This is a genomic window from Pedobacter sp. Leaf41, from assembly GCF_001422545.1.
Classification (GTDB): Bacteria; Bacteroidota; Bacteroidia; order Sphingobacteriales; family Sphingobacteriaceae; genus Pedobacter.
On record NZ_LMLE01000012.1, the window covers coordinates 16995 to 33565 of the forward strand.

General features: G+C 36.4%; 15 protein-coding genes. 11 read left to right on the forward strand and 4 right to left on the reverse strand.

The genetic code is table 11. The features are described 5' to 3' along the window. Positions 1-17: 17 nt before the first annotated feature. On the reverse strand, positions 18-1241 hold the full coding sequence (locus ASE92_RS19650) for an MFS transporter (protein WP_056851834.1): 1224 nt from the start codon (positions 1239-1241) through the stop codon (positions 18-20). A gap of 283 nt (positions 1242-1524) precedes the next feature. On the opposite strand from ASE92_RS19650, the gene ASE92_RS19655 reads away from it, so the two are divergent. Together ASE92_RS19655 and ASE92_RS19660 are read left to right on the forward strand one after the other, a co-directional pair. Continuing rightward, the gene (locus ASE92_RS19655) at positions 1525-3471 is read left to right on the forward strand and encodes an amino acid permease (protein ID WP_056851835.1); all 1947 of its coding nucleotides are present in this window, start codon (positions 1525-1527) and stop codon (positions 3469-3471) included. Beyond that, positions 3471-4019 (forward strand): transposase, encoded by a 549-nt coding sequence (locus tag ASE92_RS19660; protein WP_056851836.1) that lies wholly within the window; start codon positions 3471-3473, stop codon positions 4017-4019. Before ASE92_RS19655 ends, ASE92_RS19660 begins: the two co-directional genes overlap by 1 nt. Positions 4020-4076: 57 nt before the next feature. Here ASE92_RS19660 and ASE92_RS21240 read toward each other — a convergent pair whose 3' ends face one another. Both ASE92_RS21240 and ASE92_RS19665 read right to left on the reverse strand, forming a co-directional pair. Next, positions 4077-4235 (reverse strand): hypothetical protein, encoded by a 159-nt coding sequence (locus tag ASE92_RS21240; RefSeq protein ID WP_157255801.1) that lies wholly within the window; start codon positions 4233-4235, stop codon positions 4077-4079. Between the two features lie 3 nt (positions 4236-4238). Beyond that, a complete protein-coding gene (locus tag ASE92_RS19665) occupies positions 4239-6197 on the reverse strand; it encodes a KUP/HAK/KT family potassium transporter (protein ID WP_056851837.1) in 1959 nt (652 codons plus the stop codon). Between the two features lie 179 nt (positions 6198-6376). Here ASE92_RS19665 and ASE92_RS19670 point away from each other — a divergent pair, with 179 nt between their 5' ends. The 9 genes from ASE92_RS19670 to ASE92_RS19710 all read left to right on the forward strand — a co-directional run bounded on the left by ASE92_RS19670 (position 6377) and on the right by ASE92_RS19710 (position 13928). Further along, entirely contained in the window at positions 6377-6907 is a 531-nt protein-coding gene (locus ASE92_RS19670; RefSeq protein ID WP_056851838.1) for a T9SS type A sorting domain-containing protein, read from the forward strand. A gap of 72 nt (positions 6908-6979) precedes the next feature. Next, positions 6980-7591, forward strand: coding sequence for a fumarylacetoacetate hydrolase family protein (locus ASE92_RS19675; RefSeq protein ID WP_056851839.1), 612 nt, complete (start codon positions 6980-6982; stop codon positions 7589-7591). A 3-nt stretch (positions 7592-7594) separates the two neighbouring features. Then, the gene (locus ASE92_RS19680; RefSeq protein ID WP_056851840.1) at positions 7595-9328 is read left to right on the forward strand and encodes a M23 family metallopeptidase; all 1734 of its coding nucleotides are present in this window, start codon (positions 7595-7597) and stop codon (positions 9326-9328) included. Between the two features lie 352 nt (positions 9329-9680). Continuing rightward, positions 9681-10145, forward strand: a complete 465-nt coding sequence (gene bcp, locus ASE92_RS19685) for a thioredoxin-dependent thiol peroxidase (RefSeq protein WP_056851841.1) — start codon at positions 9681-9683, stop codon at positions 10143-10145. Positions 10146-10202: 57 nt separating this feature from the next. Next, positions 10203-11048: a transketolase gene (locus ASE92_RS19690; protein WP_056851842.1), complete on the forward strand. Its 846-nt coding sequence runs from the start codon at positions 10203-10205 to the stop codon at positions 11046-11048. A gap of 72 nt (positions 11049-11120) precedes the next feature. Next, positions 11121-12080 carry a transketolase family protein gene (locus tag ASE92_RS19695; protein ID WP_056851843.1) on the forward strand — a complete coding sequence of 320 codons (960 nt, stop codon included), beginning with the start codon at positions 11121-11123 and terminating at the stop codon, positions 12078-12080. 156 nt (positions 12081-12236) lie between these two features. Continuing rightward, positions 12237-12797 carry an RNA polymerase sigma factor gene (locus ASE92_RS19700; protein WP_056851844.1) on the forward strand — a complete coding sequence of 187 codons (561 nt, stop codon included), beginning with the start codon at positions 12237-12239 and terminating at the stop codon, positions 12795-12797. A 33-nt stretch (positions 12798-12830) separates the two neighbouring features. Beyond that, entirely contained in the window at positions 12831-13481 is a 651-nt protein-coding gene (locus ASE92_RS19705; RefSeq protein WP_056851845.1) for a hypothetical protein, read from the forward strand. A gap of 6 nt (positions 13482-13487) precedes the next feature. Next, a complete protein-coding gene (locus ASE92_RS19710) occupies positions 13488-13928 on the forward strand; it encodes a hypothetical protein (protein WP_056851846.1) in 441 nt (146 codons plus the stop codon). 31 nt (positions 13929-13959) lie between these two features. Here the strand turns inward: ASE92_RS19710 and ASE92_RS19715 are convergent, their stop codons facing one another. Beyond that, complete coding sequence (locus ASE92_RS19715) at positions 13960-16524, reverse strand: TonB-dependent receptor (RefSeq protein ID WP_056851847.1); 2565 nt, start codon at positions 16522-16524, stop codon at positions 13960-13962. Between the last annotated feature and the right edge of the window lie 47 nt (positions 16525-16571).

The following is a 16571-nucleotide window of genomic DNA, read 5'->3' on the forward strand; positions in this document are numbered from 1 at the left end:
AAGACAATACTAATTAGCTAAGAAGTAACCCCATCCTTCTTTCTGGTTTTCATAATTAAAACCATTATCGCTAAAGAAATCACAATCATCACCAAATAACTGAAACTCAAATTCCGCTCATCTTTTGCCGGGAACAAATTCACGATGCCATAACTTAGAAAGGAAACGATTACATAAGTAATTCCGCCTGTTAAACCCCCAGCTATACCCGCATTTTTAGGAAATTTGCTTAGGCAGAATGTGAAATAATTATTAAAAGTAAAACCAGCACCAATGTGAATAATGAAAGCGAAAAAAATCAGTGAAAATAAATTCGATACGAAATTTAAGCTAACGATCATTAAGGCTACGAACACCACTTGAAGTAGCGAATTGAGCATTAATCTTTTAAAAAACGGCTTATTGATTGTTGCTTTTCCTATAAAACCTCCAACCATCCAGGCGAAGCCTAAAACCAAAGAACTATAACCTGCAACAACCGGCGAATAATGCAGTTCATGTTCAATTATGAAAGGTCCGGTCATGTTGTAAACCATTACCATACAGTAGGCAAGGCCAAGCATTACGATACCAAGTGTAAAACTGGTTGTTTTTACCATACTCAAATAAATATTGCTAATCTTTTTCAGTTGGAAATCAGTAAAATGTGTCAGCGTTTCTCCACTAAACAAAAATTCCAAGAAGGCAAAAACTAAAGCGAAACCCGCAAGGAAGTAAAAGTTAGATTCCCAGCCAAAAGACGTTTGTAGATAACCGCCTACAAACGGCGCTATAATTGGTCCGGTAGACCAAATAATGGAAAACAAACTCAAATAATGCTTTAATTTATCGCCTGTAAATAAATCTACAAAATATGCTCGTTTAGCTACAACTACTGCACCCACAGAAAGACCATGAACAATCCTCATTAAATAAATAAGGTAGATATTATGGGTGATGGCAATAATTATACTCGCCGCCGCAAATATCAATAGGCTGTATAGCCCAATTTTGTACCGTCCGAAACTATCGAGCAAACTTCCTACAAAAAGTTGAGCAACGCCGTAGCTGATCAGAAAAATACTTAATGTCAATTGAACCTGAACACTGCTGATGTTCATTTCGCCTGCCATTGTAGGTAGCGATGGAATATAAATATCTGTAGCGAAACCAGAGAGCGGAATTAGGGTGAATGCCAAAAGCGTGGCTATGCCCTGATTTTTTTCTTTTATCGCCGGTTGTTGAGTAATAGAAGATGTCATTGTTGAGGAATTGAATGGATATTTGAAACCACCAATAAATAATGCGGCAAAAGTAGTATTTTATCACAATGTCAATTTATCCGTTAGCCAATAAACACATCTAGATTACAAAACAGTGGTATTTTTACTTTTGAAACAGAATAATTGAAGGATTTTATAAACTAAAGCACCTTCTTTTACAGTAAAAAATCTCTGAAAATGAATGTAGAGAAATTTATATCTCGCTTTAAACGTTTTTAACTGATATTTTTTTAAGTTTGAAGAATACAACAACCAGGCAAAAATGTTCGAAAAGCTATTTAGAAAGAAATCTATCTCCAAAATTTTAAAAGATGCGGCAAGCGGCTATGGTGATCATGAAAATACGCTTCATAAAACATTAGGGGTACGAGATTTAACTGCATTTGGTATTGCGGCAATTATTGGTGCTGGTATTTTTAGTACTATTGGTAAAGCCAGTGCAGATGGTGGTCCGGCGGTGATATTTTTGTTTATTTTTACTGCGGTTGCTTGTAGTTTTGCGGCTTTCGCCTATGCCGAATTTGCTTCAATGGTTCCGGTTTCGGGCAGTGCATACACTTATTCTTACGTAGCATTTGGCGAGTTGGTGGCCTGGATTATTGGCTGGTCGCTCATCATGGAATACTCGATAGGAAATATCACGGTAGCCATTTCTTGGTCTGATTACTTTACCGGATTACTCTCTTCTATTAAAATACCATTCTTAAATATCAACGGCATTCATGTTCCCGATTGGGCAACTATGGATTATTTGAGTGCTTATAATGGACATAAAATTGCTGAAGCTTTATCGGCGGCAGGCAAAAACCTTAATGATTTGGATTCGGCTACAGCTTTAGCGAATAACGCCTGGTTAACCGCTCCACAAATTGGAGGTTTTCACCTGGTTGCAGATATTCCCGCCCTAGGAATTATTATTTTGATTACCTGGTTAATTTACCGTGGAATGAAAGAAAGCCGTAATGCCAGCAATGCAATGGTGGTGGTAAAGCTGGCTGTTATTCTATTGGTGCTTGCAGTTGGTATATTTTATGTTGATACCAACAATTGGAACCCTTTTGCACCAAATGGAGTTTCAGGTGTTTTGAAAGGTGTTTCGGCAGTTTTCTTCGCCTATATCGGTTTCGATGCTATTTCTACAACAGCCGAAGAATGTAAAAATCCACAACGTGATTTGCCCCGTGGAATGATGTGGGCAATTATTATCTGTACAATTTTATATGTTGCTATTGCCCTGGTTTTAACAGGAATCGTAAAATCTGATACGCTTGCAGTAGGCGATCCACTTGCCTTTGTTTTCGATCAAATTAATTTAAAATTGATGAGTGGCATCATTGCCGTAAGTGCTGTTTTCGCAATGGCGAGTGTGCTTTTAGTGTTTCAAATGGGGCAACCACGTATTTGGATGAGCATGAGTCGCGATGGATTGTTACCAAAGTCTTTTTCAAAAATCCACCCGAAATACAAAACACCATCCTTCGCGACCATTGTAGTCGGCTTCGTTGTGGCTGTTCCGTCGTTATTTATGAACTTAACCATTGTAACGGATCTCTGTTCGATAGGAACTTTATTTGCCTTTGTATTGGTTTGTGCAGGGGTTTTGGTATTGCAAAACCGTCCGGATGTTCAACGTGGTAAGTTTAAAATCCCTTATTTAAATAGCAAGTTTATTGTGCCAATTGCTTTTATTGCAGCAGTAGCATTCGCTTTCACACAATACGGTAAGGAAACAAAAGCGTTCCTTTTAAACTCTCCTAAAACCGTTACCACGGTTAATTTTGTGACTTCCTTAAACGGAGAGGAACTTAAAATTGTAAGAGAAGAAATTGTAAAAAATGCGGCTCCACAGATTATGCTGGCAGATAAAGTTGACGCTGAGTCTTATTTGAGCGCATTACCTGTAGATCGTTACGAACAATTTATCTCCGCTTCTAAAATTTCATTCGACAAAAAGTATGAAAGTGGCTGGAGCCTTTTCAAACACAAAATACCGATGTGGATCTTCTTGATCATTTGTCTGATTATCTGCTATTACTGCATTACACATAACCTTTCTCTAATTCCGGTTCTGGGGCTTATAAGCTGCTTATACATGATGTGTGAATTGGGAATTTCCAACTGGATTGGTTTTGGTATCTGGCTGGTTGTCGGCTTAGTGGTGTATTTTGCGTACGGATATAAGCATAGCAAGTTGGCACAAGAGGTTTAATGGGTTATGATCCTTTATTACATCATCGCAGATCCATTAGGTTAAAAGGATTTGATTATTCTAGCGCAGGAGCATATTTTATTACAATTTGTTGCGAAGATAGGTTACATAGATTTGGAAAAGTAACTGACGGCGAGATGATTTTGAATGATTGCGGAATGATTGCATACAATGAGTGGCATAATTTAGCTGAAAGATTCTTGAATTTCGAGCTGGATGTTTTTCAAATTATGCCGAATCACATGCATGGAATAATAGTTTTGTCTGATGAAATAGTTGTCGGGGCAACCCTTGCGGTTGCCCAAAAAGAAAGTGAAACAAGGGCAACCGCAAGGGTTGCCCCGACAATATCCGATATAGTCGGAGCGTATAAATCAATTGTTTCTAACTCTTGCTTAGACCTGTTCAAGCTAAAAAACAAAACTATGGGAAAATTCTGGCAGAGGAATTACTACGAACATGTAATCCGGGATGAAAATGCTTATAATAATATCTCCAATTATATTTTGAATAACCCTAAAAAATGGGATGAAGATAAATTTCAATAAAAAACCCATTTTATTCTAACGAATAAAATAGGTTACTGACCTGATTAGGAATCAAATCTAATTTTCTTTTTTCTTAATAAAAGCCAGTGCCGTAATCATCACTAATCCTAAAGCAGAGGCAATCATAAAAGTATTACCAGACTTAAGGTGGTAGATTTTAGCAGCCGGACCGGAAATAAAAAGACAAATGCCAAGTATTAAAATTGCAGTTCTCATGGATTAAACCGGTAATCTATTGAGTTCAATATCGTCAGGAGTTACAAAAATTAAAGGCACTTTCTCTACATCTACATAGCTGCTATCCAAACCAAAACTTCGTTCTTCTGATAAACTCATCTTCTTCAATATGAAATAATAGTCCATGATCTGACGTTCATAAAAACTCAGTTTTGTAAACTTAGAAAGGTGTTTCTCCAACAGAACGAACCTAAAATCACCCGCAATTTTATGCTTATTTAAAGATTTGTATTGACTCGTGATATCAATTTCCCCATTTTTTACCAGCTCTTCAACCACTTTACGGTACAGCAAATTTACCCTTTGCTCTATCCTGAAACCTAAGCGGAAATCAATACGGATAAGCTTTCCGGGAATCAAAAACTCCACCTTATAATCTAAGGTATAAGGCTCATCCATAACATCCACGTGAACCAACCAATAAACATCGGCACGTTTTGGCTCTTTTTGAATGATAGAATAAATAATTTTTGACTCTATCTCTGTTTTAAAATTTGCACTGGTGAGGTAAACCAATTGTGAGGAGTATTTTGGAACCGTTTCATCATTACTCAATTCACTTATTATTTGATAGTAATCTTCAATTTCGACATATTTAACAAACCTGTTTTTGATTTTACGGGCAATAAACCAACTCCACATAATTGTAAAAAGAAGCGAGCCAATAAGTACAGTTACCCATCCTCCGTGTAAGAATTTAGTTAGGTTACTTATTAAAAATGTTCCCTCTATTATTAAATATGTAAAGAAAAATATGCCGATCAAATATTTTGGAAAGCGTTTACTTCTTAAGTAGAAACTTACCAAAATAGTAGTCATTAACATGGCAATGGTGATGGACAGACCGTAAGCTGCATCCATACTCTCCGACTTTCGGAATAACAGGACGATCCCACAACACCCGATCCAAAGCATCCAGTTTATAGATGGAACGTAAAGTTGTCCCTTCGTCATAGATGGATAAACAATCTTAATTTTCGGCCACAAGTTCAGTCGTACTGCTTCAGAAATTAAGGTAAAAGAGCCGCTAATTAAAGCCTGACTGGCTATTACTGCTGCCATTGTTGCCAGAATCACCATCGGAATCTGAAACTGCTCGGGCACAATCTGGAAGAAAGGATTCGATTTTGCGCCAGGGATATAGGTTGTACTGTTATGCAAAATCCAAACGCCTTGTCCAAGATAATTCAATATCAGCGTAAGCTTTACAAAAATCCAACTGATGCGGATATTATTCCTGCCGCAATGTCCTAAGTCTGAATAAAGCGCTTCAGCACCCGTTGTACAAAGGAAAACCCCACCCAAAATAAGGAAGGCAAGTTTATTAGTTATCAGCAGGTGTATGGCCCAATAAGGATTAAAGGCTTTAAGTATACCAAAATCTTTGATGATAAAAGAAATACCTAGAATGCCCAATACTGCAAACCAGACGAACATAACAGGACCAAAAAGCTTACCTACTAAATTGGTACCAAATTGCTGAATAACAAATAGAATAGTTAAGATAATAAGCACAACTGGGATGACCTGGAAATCGAATTTTCGGGTCAAACCCTCAATTGCTGAGGTAACAGTAATACTTGGCGTTATAATTCCATCAGCCAGCAGGGCGCAACCCCCAATAACGGCAGGAACCACGAGCCACTTCGCTTTTTTACGAACAAGAGAAAACAAAGAAAAGATTCCACCTTCACCCTTATTATCAGCTTTAAGCGTAATGATTACGTACTTGATAGTGGTTTGGAGCGTTAAGGTCCAGATGATACAAGAAAGTACACCTAAAACATTTTCAGGATTAATATTTTGCCTCCCTCCTAAAATTGTAGTAAAAATAGCATTTAAGGTGTAAAGCGGAGAGGTACCAATATCGCCGAAAACAATCCCGAGGCTAATTAAAACACCCCCGGCAGTTAATGCATTAACATTTTTATGATTTGACACTTCGTTTATATTTTAGTGCGTCAAAAGTAAACTAACTATAACAAATTAACAACCATAATATTGTGTAATTTTCACACTATGAAAAACAAAATTAATTGTTAAATTGTGTTAAATTATAACAGAACCATAAAATGTTTAATTTCTTTGTTTTTAATTAATACATTTGCTTAACAAATTTGATGAAACTCTACCCACTAACGTTGCTCACAAAACTTGCATGCATTTTATGCATCGCTTTGTTGTGCAGTGTTAATTCTTGGGCCCAACAAGCTGATAGTATTCATATTAGCCTGAAAAACAGAGTCAAAAAAACAAGCAGAGTTCCGGAGATTAAAGCAAATATTCAGCCTTACCGACCATTGTTTGGAACCTTAGGTAATTCAGGAATGTTTAACACTTATTCTGGAAGTGCAAAGCCTGCCAATATTGCTGCAACGAAAGATAAATTACTCACGATAGTTAAAATTTATCCTAACCCAGTTGAAGATCAGCTGAATATTATTTTATCTATAGGAAAAGACGGAACCCAGACTACGGTTAAAATTATTGATTTATTGGGCAATGAAGTGGTTACGCTTTCCAACGAGAGGCTGAATGCAGGTGAACAAACCAGAACCTTTAATATCCCGAGCCGATTAAATGCTGGCATCTATTTTTTAAGAGTAATGGCGGGCTCAGAAAGCCAAGTAAAACGCATCTCTGTTTTATAAGCACAATTTCTTTTCTATTTTTGACTCTTCGGGAACCATTTCCGAAAAAATACCTCATAAAATTAATCTAGTATGAAAATCATCGCTATTGGTCGCAATTATGCCGAACATGCAAAAGAATTAAATAATCCCATTCCTACAACGCCCGTAATTTTCATGAAACCCGATACGGCATTATTGAAGGAGAATAAACCTTTTTATTTGCCAGAATTTTCTAACGACGTTCATTATGAATTAGAAGTGGTGTTAAAAATCTGTAAAGAGGGTAAACATATCGCTGAAAAATTTGCGGCAAATTATTATGACGAAATTGGTTTAGGAATTGATTTTACAGCCCGTGACATTCAAAGTAAGCACAAAGAAAAAGGCTTGCCATGGGAACTTGCAAAAAGTTTCGATAGCTCTGCCCCCATCAGCATCTTCTTGCCTAAATCTGATTTTGAAAATTTATATGATTTAAACTTCGAGTTAAAAATCAATGGCGAAACTCGTCAGAAAGGGTATACCAAAGATTTACTCTTCTCGTTTGAAAAGATAATCAGTTTTGTTTCACAATACATTACCTTAAAAAAAGGCGATTTAATTTTTACAGGTACGCCTGAAGGGGTAGGAAAAATTAATCAGGGCGATAAACTGGAAGCATGGTTAGAAGAAAAGCAACTGTTGAATTTTGATGTAAAATAAAGAATGATAAAAATCCCGATCCGCAACTTGTTCAAGACCTCTTTCCTTGTTTGTTTTTCTTTATTAGCTCATTTCGCACAGGCGCAACAAATATTTAGCACCAATAAATATCCGATAACCGATTTTCGACAGCCTTTGGATATTACTCCTCCTGCCCTGGCGGGATCATTTGGGGAAATTCGTGGAAACCATTTCCACTCTGGGATCGACTTCCGGACAAATCAACGAGAAGGGTATCCGGTTTATGCGGTTGCAGACGGATACATTTCCCGCCTTAGAGTTCAAAATAGTGGCTTCGGCTTGGCGCTTTACATCAATCATGCAAATGGATTTACCACTGTTTATGGCCACCTACAACGCTTTTCTCCAAAAATAGCAACCATTGTAAAAGATCTGGAGTACGAAAAAAAATCATTCGAGATTGATGAGTTTCCTGAAGCCACACTTATTCCTGTTCGTAAAGGTGAAGTAATTGCCTGGTCGGGTAACCGAGGGAGTTCCGGAGGGCCGCATTTACATTTTGAAATTAGAGATACCAAAACAGAAGAAACCATAAACCCGCAATTTTTCGGCATTAACATTCCTGATAATATCCCGCCGGTAATTCACGGTTTATATGCTTACCGTTTAAATGGAAAAAATTTTAACGAATCGACGCCGAAACAAGCCATTGGCATTAGTGGTGCAGCTGGCAGTTACAAAGCAGCTGCTCCGGTTAGCTTAACCGGTGAAGTTGGTTTTGGCATTGTGGTAACCGATAGACATAATGGTTTATCTGGCACAAATGGCGTTTATTCTATCCAACTGGAGCTTGATGGCAAAATGATTTATACGTCTGCTTTAGAACGTTTTTCTTTTGAGAACAGCAAAGCGATTAATTCACACATTGATTATCCAACTTATATCAATACGAAAAGAAGTATTCAAAAAAGTTTTGTTGATCCTGGAAATCCCCTGAAAATTTATAGTGGGTTAGTGAATAGCGGAAGAATTAACTTTAATGATGGCGCAACGCACCAGCTTCGATATATCATAACCGATTCAAAAGGAAACGCATCAATATTGCCTTTTACGGTAAATGCTGGAACAGCTTCTTTCGCCGCTCCTGTTATCCCAGCGGGTTTAAATTTTCCTTATAATAAAGCAAGTGAATTTAATAGCGATGAAATCAAAGTCGTTATTCCGCAAGGCACTTTATATAACGACTTAAATTTTGTGTATAAAAAATTGCCTAAACCAGCTGGAAACGCTTTTTCTGCCATACATCAAATTCATAATAGATTTACCCCGCTACATATCGGGTTTAATTTATGGATAAAAGCCGATGCCCTTCCCGAAAGTTTACGTGATAAAGCTTTGATAGTAAGCACGGGTGGTTCATCACAAGGCGGTTCGTTCGATAACGGCTACTTAAAAGCGACACCAAAGAATTTCGGCAGTTTTTATATTGCTGTTGATACGATAGCGCCCAGAATTGTCCCTACTAATATTACCGATGGAAAAAGTATGGCAGGGTTATCAAAAATGACTTTCAAAATCAGTGATAATCTTTCTGGAATAAAAAGTTTTAGCGGCTACATTGATGGCAAATGGGTTTTAATGGAATTTGATACAAAAACAGCAACCCTATGGCACAGCTTTGATGATAGAACAGCATCTGGCAAACACACTTTTGAGTTGGTGGTAACAGACGGTAAAGAGAATGTGAAGCGTTATGCCATTTCATTTTTCAGATAGTTGTATCAATCTTCGTTGAAGTTGATTTGGAATGCTGCGATCTTGCGGCCCAACACATTCAAAATAGCATCTAGTTAGCCACTTAGCCCCGGGTGCAGCGGTACACTGCAGCAAGGAGGGCACCGACGATGCGAGGCGTACAAGCGTAACACGGGAAGAATGGAGGTGTAGCGTACAGAATTGCGCTCCAAAACAAAGAATTAATAAGTGAATGTTTAGGTGAATTTCCGGCTAAATCAAAAATCTGAACCCTAATAATGTCATCTTTTAACATTCATTGAACACTATAACAGGTTAAACTGTTTAAATTGCAATCTCAAAATAGTCAGTTTACATCTAAAATCATTTATATATGGCCGAATTAAAGGAAGGCGATCAAGCACCTTCAATTACATCCAAAGATCAAAACGGAACCGCGGTTTCGTTGAGCGATTACCAAGGCAAAACAGTGGTACTGTATTTTTATCCGAAAGACGATACACCTGGCTGTACAGCCGAAGCCTGCGATTTTAGAGATAATTACCAGGGTTTGCAAGCTAAGGGAATAGTGGTTTTGGGTGTGAGTGTTGATGACGAAAAATCTCATCAGAAATTTGTAACTAAACACAACCTGCCTTTTACTTTACTGGCAGATACTGAGCAGAAAATTGTGACTGATTATGGGGTTTGGGCAGAAAAAAACATGTATGGCAAAAAATACATGGGTACTGTTCGCACTACTTTTATTATTGGTGGTGATGGCAAAATTGCCCACATCATCAAAAAAGTTGACACTAAAAACGCTACTCAACAAGTACTCGATTTAATCAATAACTAATTATGATATAGCAGTTAAAATATTAACTTTGCTATGTAACAACAACCTCTTATTTTAATGAAACATACAATAAAAGAGCTAGAAGATATTGCCTCGCAAATCAGAAGAGATATCGTAAGAATGGTTCACGGCTGCCAATCTGGCCATCCGGGCGCTTCGCTAGGATGTGCAGATTTTTTTACCGCTTTATATTTTGAAGTATTGAACCACAAAACAGACTTCACCATGGAGGGTAAAGGAGAAGATTTGTTTTTCCTATCTAACGGACATATTTCACCAGTTTGGTACAGTACATTGGCACACGCTGGTTATTTCGATAAAAGTGAATTGGCTACTTTCCGTAAATTGGATTCAAGATTGCAAGGTCACCCAACCACACATGAGCATTTACCGGGAATCCGCATCGCTTCGGGTTCATTAGGTCAAGGTTTATCAGTGGCTATTGGCGCTGCCTTAGCTAAGAAACTAAACGGTGATCATTCTCACATTTTTGCTTTATTAGGTGATGGCGAATTGCAAGAGGGACAAAACTGGGAAGCTGCGATGTTTGCCCCTTTCAACAAAGTTGATCATTTAATTGCTTCAGTAGATTACAATGGCCAGCAAATTGACGGACCAACAAGTAAAGTTTTGGCTTTAGATGATTTACAGGCAAAATTTGAAGCTTTTGGATGGCATGTAATTAATACTGATGGTAACGATATGCAAGCGATTGTTGAAGGTTTACATTATGCAAAAACATTAACCGGAAAAGGCAAACCAATTTTAAATTTAATGAGCACTCAAATGGGTGCAGGTGTAGATTATATGGTTGGCTCACATAAATGGCATGGTACGGCTCCAAATGATGAGCAATTGGCTTCAGCTTTAGCGCAATTACCAGAAACTTTAGGGGATTATTAAATCAGATTGCAGATGTGAGATGTGAGATGTGAGTCTCATATCTGATGTCTAAAATCTCATATCTAAGATATAATGAAAAAATACACTTATACAGAAAAAAAAGATACACGTTCGGGATTTGGTGCTGGCTTACATGAGGCAGGAAAAAAGAACGAAAACGTTGTAGCATTGTGTGCCGATTTAGTTGGATCGCTTAAAATGGATGCTTTTATCAAAGATTTTCCAGAGCGTTTTACTCAGGTTGGTATTGCCGAAGCAAACATGATTGGTATAGCAGCAGGTATGACTATTGGCGGCAAAATTCCTTTTACCGGAACTTTTGCTAACTTTTCTACAGGTCGTGTTTACGATCAGATTCGTCAATCGGTAGCTTATTCGAATAAAAACGTTAAAATTTGTGCATCTCACGCTGGTTTAACTTTGGGTGAAGATGGTGCAACACACCAAATTTTAGAAGATATAGGTTTAATGAAAATGTTGCCAGGCATGGTGGTAATCAATCCTTGCGATTATAACCAGACCAAAGCGGCAACTATGGCCATTGCGGAATATGAAGGTCCGGTTTATTTACGTTTCGGTCGCCCGGTAATTCCGGTATTTACAGATCCTGATCAAAAATTTGAGATTGGTAAAGCCTGGATGGTTAACGAAGGAACTGATGTTACCATCATTGCAACTGGCCACATGGTTTGGAAAGCAATCGAAGCTGGCGAAAAGTTAGCAGAATTAGGTATCGATGCGGAAATTATCAATATCCACACCATTAAACCTTTGGATGATGAAGCGATCTTAAAATCAGTAAAGAAAACAGGTTGCGTGGTGACTTGCGAGGAGCACAATAAATTTGGTGGTTTGGGCGAAAGTGTTGCCCGCTTATTGACTACTGAATTACCTACACCACAGGAATTTGTAGCTACGAACGATACTTTCGGAGAAAGCGGAACACCAGATCAATTGATGTCGAAATATGGCTTAGATGCTGTAAACATTGTTGAAGCGGTTCAAAAAGTAATCGGCAGAAAAAAAGCATAAAGTTTTTAGTTTAAAAAAGGAAATAGAGAACGGGAAAATAGATGAGTTTGGTAATGCAAAATTATCTTTAAACACCCATTCCCTATTTCCTATTTACCATTCTCTTTTATACTATTCGCACCCTCCTTACCACGATCACCTCTCCTAAAAAAATAGATGAAACAAGTTGAAGATTCAGAAATTCTTGCCCTTTTCGCCGTCGAGAAAACACGAAATGAAGCTTTTAACTTGTTATTAAAAAAATATCAGCAGAAAATTTATTGGCACATTCGCAGGTTAGTGCTCAACCACGATGATTGCGATGATCTATTGCAAGAAGTCTTCGTAAAGGTTTGGAAAAACCTTGATAAGTTTAGAAGTGATTCTCAACTTTATACCTGGATCTATCGCATCGCTACCAATGAATCTATTACATTTTTAAATAAGCAAAAGCAAAGAAACAACACGCCATTGGATGAAGTATCATCTGAATTGGCTGATAACCTGGTTGCCTCTTCCTACTTTAATGGCGATAAACTCGAGCTTAAGTTACAAAAAGCTATTCTAACCCTGCCCGAAAAACAACGGATCATTTTCAACATGAAATATTTTGATGATATGAAATATGAAGAAATTTCGGAAGTTTTAGGCACATCAGTTGGCGCCTTAAAAGCATCATTTCATATCGCAGCAAAAAAAATTGAAGCAATTATCACAAATGATGAAATTGATTTTTAAACCTTTTCATCTTAATTCAATCATATATCTGTGATGAACGAAAATATAGAAGATAACGATTGGAAAAGGGATGCACCAAGCTTAGCAGCAATTGGCAAAAACAATCCTTTTACTGTTCCGGATAATTATTTCGACAGTGTAGAGGAGATAGTGCATTCAAACATTTTTTTAGATGGACTGAAAGAAAAGATCAATAATCGCGACTTTGCAGTTCCGCAGGATTACTTTGAAGATTTAACGGAACGTATTGAAACACATATCAGAATAACGGAACTGCCCAAAGCAGCAAATACCTTCGATGTTCCCGAAAATTATTTTGACACTTTACAAAACAGAATTTCGGATAGGATTGCATCTGAAGCACCACAAAAAGTTGCGAAAATTGTTCCGCTTTGGAGAAGGAGCCTGGTTAAATATGCCAGTGCAGCCTGCTTCGTTTTAATTGCCTCATTCGGTGCTTACTTTTATCAAAACAGCAGTTCTATTCCTGTTGCTCAAACCCAACCAGCCGATCTTTCGAGCGAACAAATGTTGTATGATATAGATGAAAGTACAATTATTGAACATTTAGAAGCACAAAATACGACAGCTTCAAAAACTACTTCTGCCTCAGATACAGAAATGGAAAACTACATATTGAGTAATTTCTCTTCGAGTGATTTAACTCATGAATTAAATAATTAATTAAAAATGAAGAATTTATTATTTGTTGCTTTAATGTTTTTATTACCCACTAGCCTTTTGGCACAAAGGCCAAAAAATGAGGAAATAGAATCATTGAAAATTGCTTTTTTTACTCAAAAACTAGATTTATCGCCCGAAGAAGCTAAAATATTCTGGCCGATTTATAACGATATGCAAGCAGAGCAAAATGCTTTACGTAAGGAAAGGATGCAAAAAATGATCTCCTACAGAAAGACTACCGAAATCGATAATTTAAGTGACGCTCAGGTACAAAGTTTAATAACAAGCGAGTTTGATTTTAAACAAAGAGATCTTAACCTAGATAAAAAATACTACAACCGTTTAAAATCCAATCTACCTATCAAAGTGGTTGGAAAATTTTACAGAGCTCAAGAAGGTTTTAAGCGAGAGTTGCTCAATCGCTTCAAAGGTGGACCAAAAAATTAATTGAAAGACCTGCAGAAAATGCAGGTCTTTTTTATTTTATCGACATCGAAACATTTAACATCACATATCTTCCAAGTATTGAAGAAGAAAAATTGGAAGATGATACTTCGTTAATATTTAAGTTAGTAAAAGCTTTCAAATTAGCCAGGTTTTTCCCTTGCAAGCTGTATTTAAAGCTTCCCTTCACTGGGTTGAATTGGATTTCCGTATCAATTAAGTTGAAGTTCTGTCCATTCATCCTATAAATATTGTAAGCTGAAAAGTTGAATATTTTATCACTGATTTTATAACGATATTCTAAAGTATATTTGTAAGCATTGCTTTTAGCAATCAAAGCGCCTTCGCTACTCGTCCTGTTAAGCATCAGCTCACTACCAATTCCGAAATTGATTGGCAGATCAAAACCAGTATTAACTTTGGCATTGATAGAATGATTTACCGAAGTATATTTTTTTGCGCCAGCTCCAAACTGACTGTAGTAATTACTAATTGATGGAGCATAACTTCCGGTAAATGTAAATGACAAGGCTGGAATAAACTTCTTTACATTGACATTCGCATTCAAAGTTTTAATTCCCTTAAATGGCTGCTTATTGGAATAGTTTAAAGTATTTTCAAAAAAGTTAGTATATAAAAAACCATATTTACTATAGCTACCATTTAAAGAAATATTGGAATTAAAATAACTGTTAAAGAAATCGTTATATCCATAGTTTAAACCAATAGAATGGTTATTGTAATTATAAAAGTTTGTTAATCCACTATTAAAATTCCGAACATCAGTTAAAATATAATTTTCATAGTACTCAATAGGTTGAGGGTTATTATTTCTGTAACTATAAGTCATTGAAATATTTTGAACTTGATCGGGCTTGTAGGCAAATGAAAGACTAGGCTCCAAAATTAAATAGGTGCTATCTTTACCCATATTTTTTAATAACTGCAACGTGGTTTTAAGTTGAGCCGTTACTTTAATAGGCTGATCATCATAAACATACTTACCTGTAATATAACTTTGGTTAACCTTGAATAAATTATCATTAACAAAATCATTTCCAATTGGGTTTTGATTTACGCCAGTTAAATTGGAGTTTATTTTAAAATGATTGACTTCATTCCCCACATTTAAGTATAGGAAACTTTTGTCATACCTTTTCAATCCTTCGAAATGAAGTTTCAGCTTAAAGTTATTGTTCTGAACATTTTGAACCAAACCACTAGCCCCATTAAACATTGGTATACTTTGATAAAGTTGAGAATTAGTCGAGTAAACTTGATTAACATCATCCACTAATACTCTGGCAGAGAATAGGTAAGCTGTAGCTTTATCTGCTTTAATGGTATATTTTAATTGTCCGTTAAAATTTCTGTTTAAATCAGTTTGATTTTGGAGCACGCTATCTCCATTCATATTATTAAAACTGGAGAAAGCGAAACTGTTAAATGTTTTTGGCTCTTGCTTGTAAGTAAATTTTGCCCAAAAACGAGCATTACTTTTCACCAAGTAATCTGCACTAAAATCAGATTTAAATGTTTTTCCGAGGCTGTTGCGGTTATCATTGTCTTCTGTATAAATTAAATTTGGCGGAAAATAGGTGTTTTGCATAGAGGTTTGCCCATATAATTTATTCCACGAGTAAAAAAGCGAATAGTTAATTTTAAATCGATCAGTAATCCTTGTAATGGCATTTAAACTACCTTGGGTTTTATTATTTATAGTATATAGCGTTGCATCGAAAGGATTGTAAGTTCCAATTTCATGTCTAATAATCTTATTATTTCCCGTAAATTGCCGGTTCTCATCAACTAAATCTAAAATATTAGTATTCGATTCGATATTTAGGTTACTGTGGCTCCCGTAAGCAAAAGCTTTGGTTTTATTAATAAAAGAAATGAGATTGGTAGAAAGCAAACGCCTATCTATTGTGCCCAAACCCGCATCAACACTACCAATTATTTTCTTCGCTTTTTTGTTTTTTACTTTTAAGTTTAAAACAATATCATCACTGTTGATTATTCCTTTTAGCAAGTTATCTTCCACATAATGATCTAAAGCCTGAACTTCTTCTACAAATTCAGGCTTCAGGTTTTTAGTGATGGCTTTATACCCTTCACCAGTTAAATCATCTCCCTCCAGTAAAACTTTACTAATTTTTTTGCCTTTAAAAAATATGGTTCCGTCTTTGTTTACCTCCATACCAGGCATTTTTTTGATCACATCTTCCAAGTTACGGTCTTCGGGGCTAGTAAATCTTTGTACATTGTATTTGGTTGTATCGTTATTTACCTCAACGGATGGAGGTGCTTTTATATAAATTTCATCAAGCTGTTTTTTATCTTCTGATAAATTGAAATTGTGAATGAATATAGGTTGTTTTAGTAGTTCGCTGCGAGTAATGAGGAGTGTATCTCGTTTATAACCAATGTAAGCGGCAATTAATACAAATCGATCTGAATGATCAATTTGGCCGTTAAGAATATAATTCCCTTGCTCATCAGAAAAACCATACATCAGTAAATCCTGATCTTTTAAGGTTTTAAGCTGAATGGATGCAGACGATAGTTCTTGGGATTTAGAAGCTATTCTTCCTTTCAATTGTATGGATTGGGACTGGCAAAGCTCGCAAATAAAAAAACATATTA

Excerpts from the sequence above, each read along its gene's own strand:
- ASE92_RS19705 (WP_056851845.1), top strand. The coding sequence starts at position 12,831 with ATGAACGAAAATATAGAAGATAACGATTGGAAAAGGGATGCACCAAGC.
- ASE92_RS19650 (WP_056851834.1), bottom strand. The coding sequence starts at position 1,241 with ATGACATCTTCTATTACTCAACAACCGGCGATAAAAGAAAAAAATCAG.
- ASE92_RS19675 (WP_056851839.1), top strand. The coding sequence starts at position 6,980 with ATGAAAATCATCGCTATTGGTCGCAATTATGCCGAACATGCAAAAGAA.
- ASE92_RS19655 (WP_056851835.1), top strand. The coding sequence starts at position 1,525 with ATGTTCGAAAAGCTATTTAGAAAGAAATCTATCTCCAAAATTTTAAAA.
- ASE92_RS19670 (WP_056851838.1), top strand. The coding sequence starts at position 6,377 with ATGAAACTCTACCCACTAACGTTGCTCACAAAACTTGCATGCATTTTA.
- ASE92_RS21240 (WP_157255801.1), bottom strand. The coding sequence starts at position 4,235 with ATGAGAACTGCAATTTTAATACTTGGCATTTGTCTTTTTATTTCCGGT.
- ASE92_RS19700 (WP_056851844.1), top strand. The coding sequence starts at position 12,237 with ATGAAACAAGTTGAAGATTCAGAAATTCTTGCCCTTTTCGCCGTCGAG.
- bcp (WP_056851841.1), top strand. The coding sequence starts at position 9,681 with ATGGCCGAATTAAAGGAAGGCGATCAAGCACCTTCAATTACATCCAAA.
- ASE92_RS19680 (WP_056851840.1), top strand. The coding sequence starts at position 7,595 with ATGATAAAAATCCCGATCCGCAACTTGTTCAAGACCTCTTTCCTTGTT.
- ASE92_RS19690 (WP_056851842.1), top strand. The coding sequence starts at position 10,203 with ATGAAACATACAATAAAAGAGCTAGAAGATATTGCCTCGCAAATCAGA.
- ASE92_RS19660 (WP_056851836.1), top strand. The coding sequence starts at position 3,471 with ATGGGTTATGATCCTTTATTACATCATCGCAGATCCATTAGGTTAAAA.
- ASE92_RS19695 (WP_056851843.1), top strand. The coding sequence starts at position 11,121 with ATGAAAAAATACACTTATACAGAAAAAAAAGATACACGTTCGGGATTT.
- ASE92_RS19710 (WP_056851846.1), top strand. The coding sequence starts at position 13,488 with ATGAAGAATTTATTATTTGTTGCTTTAATGTTTTTATTACCCACTAGC.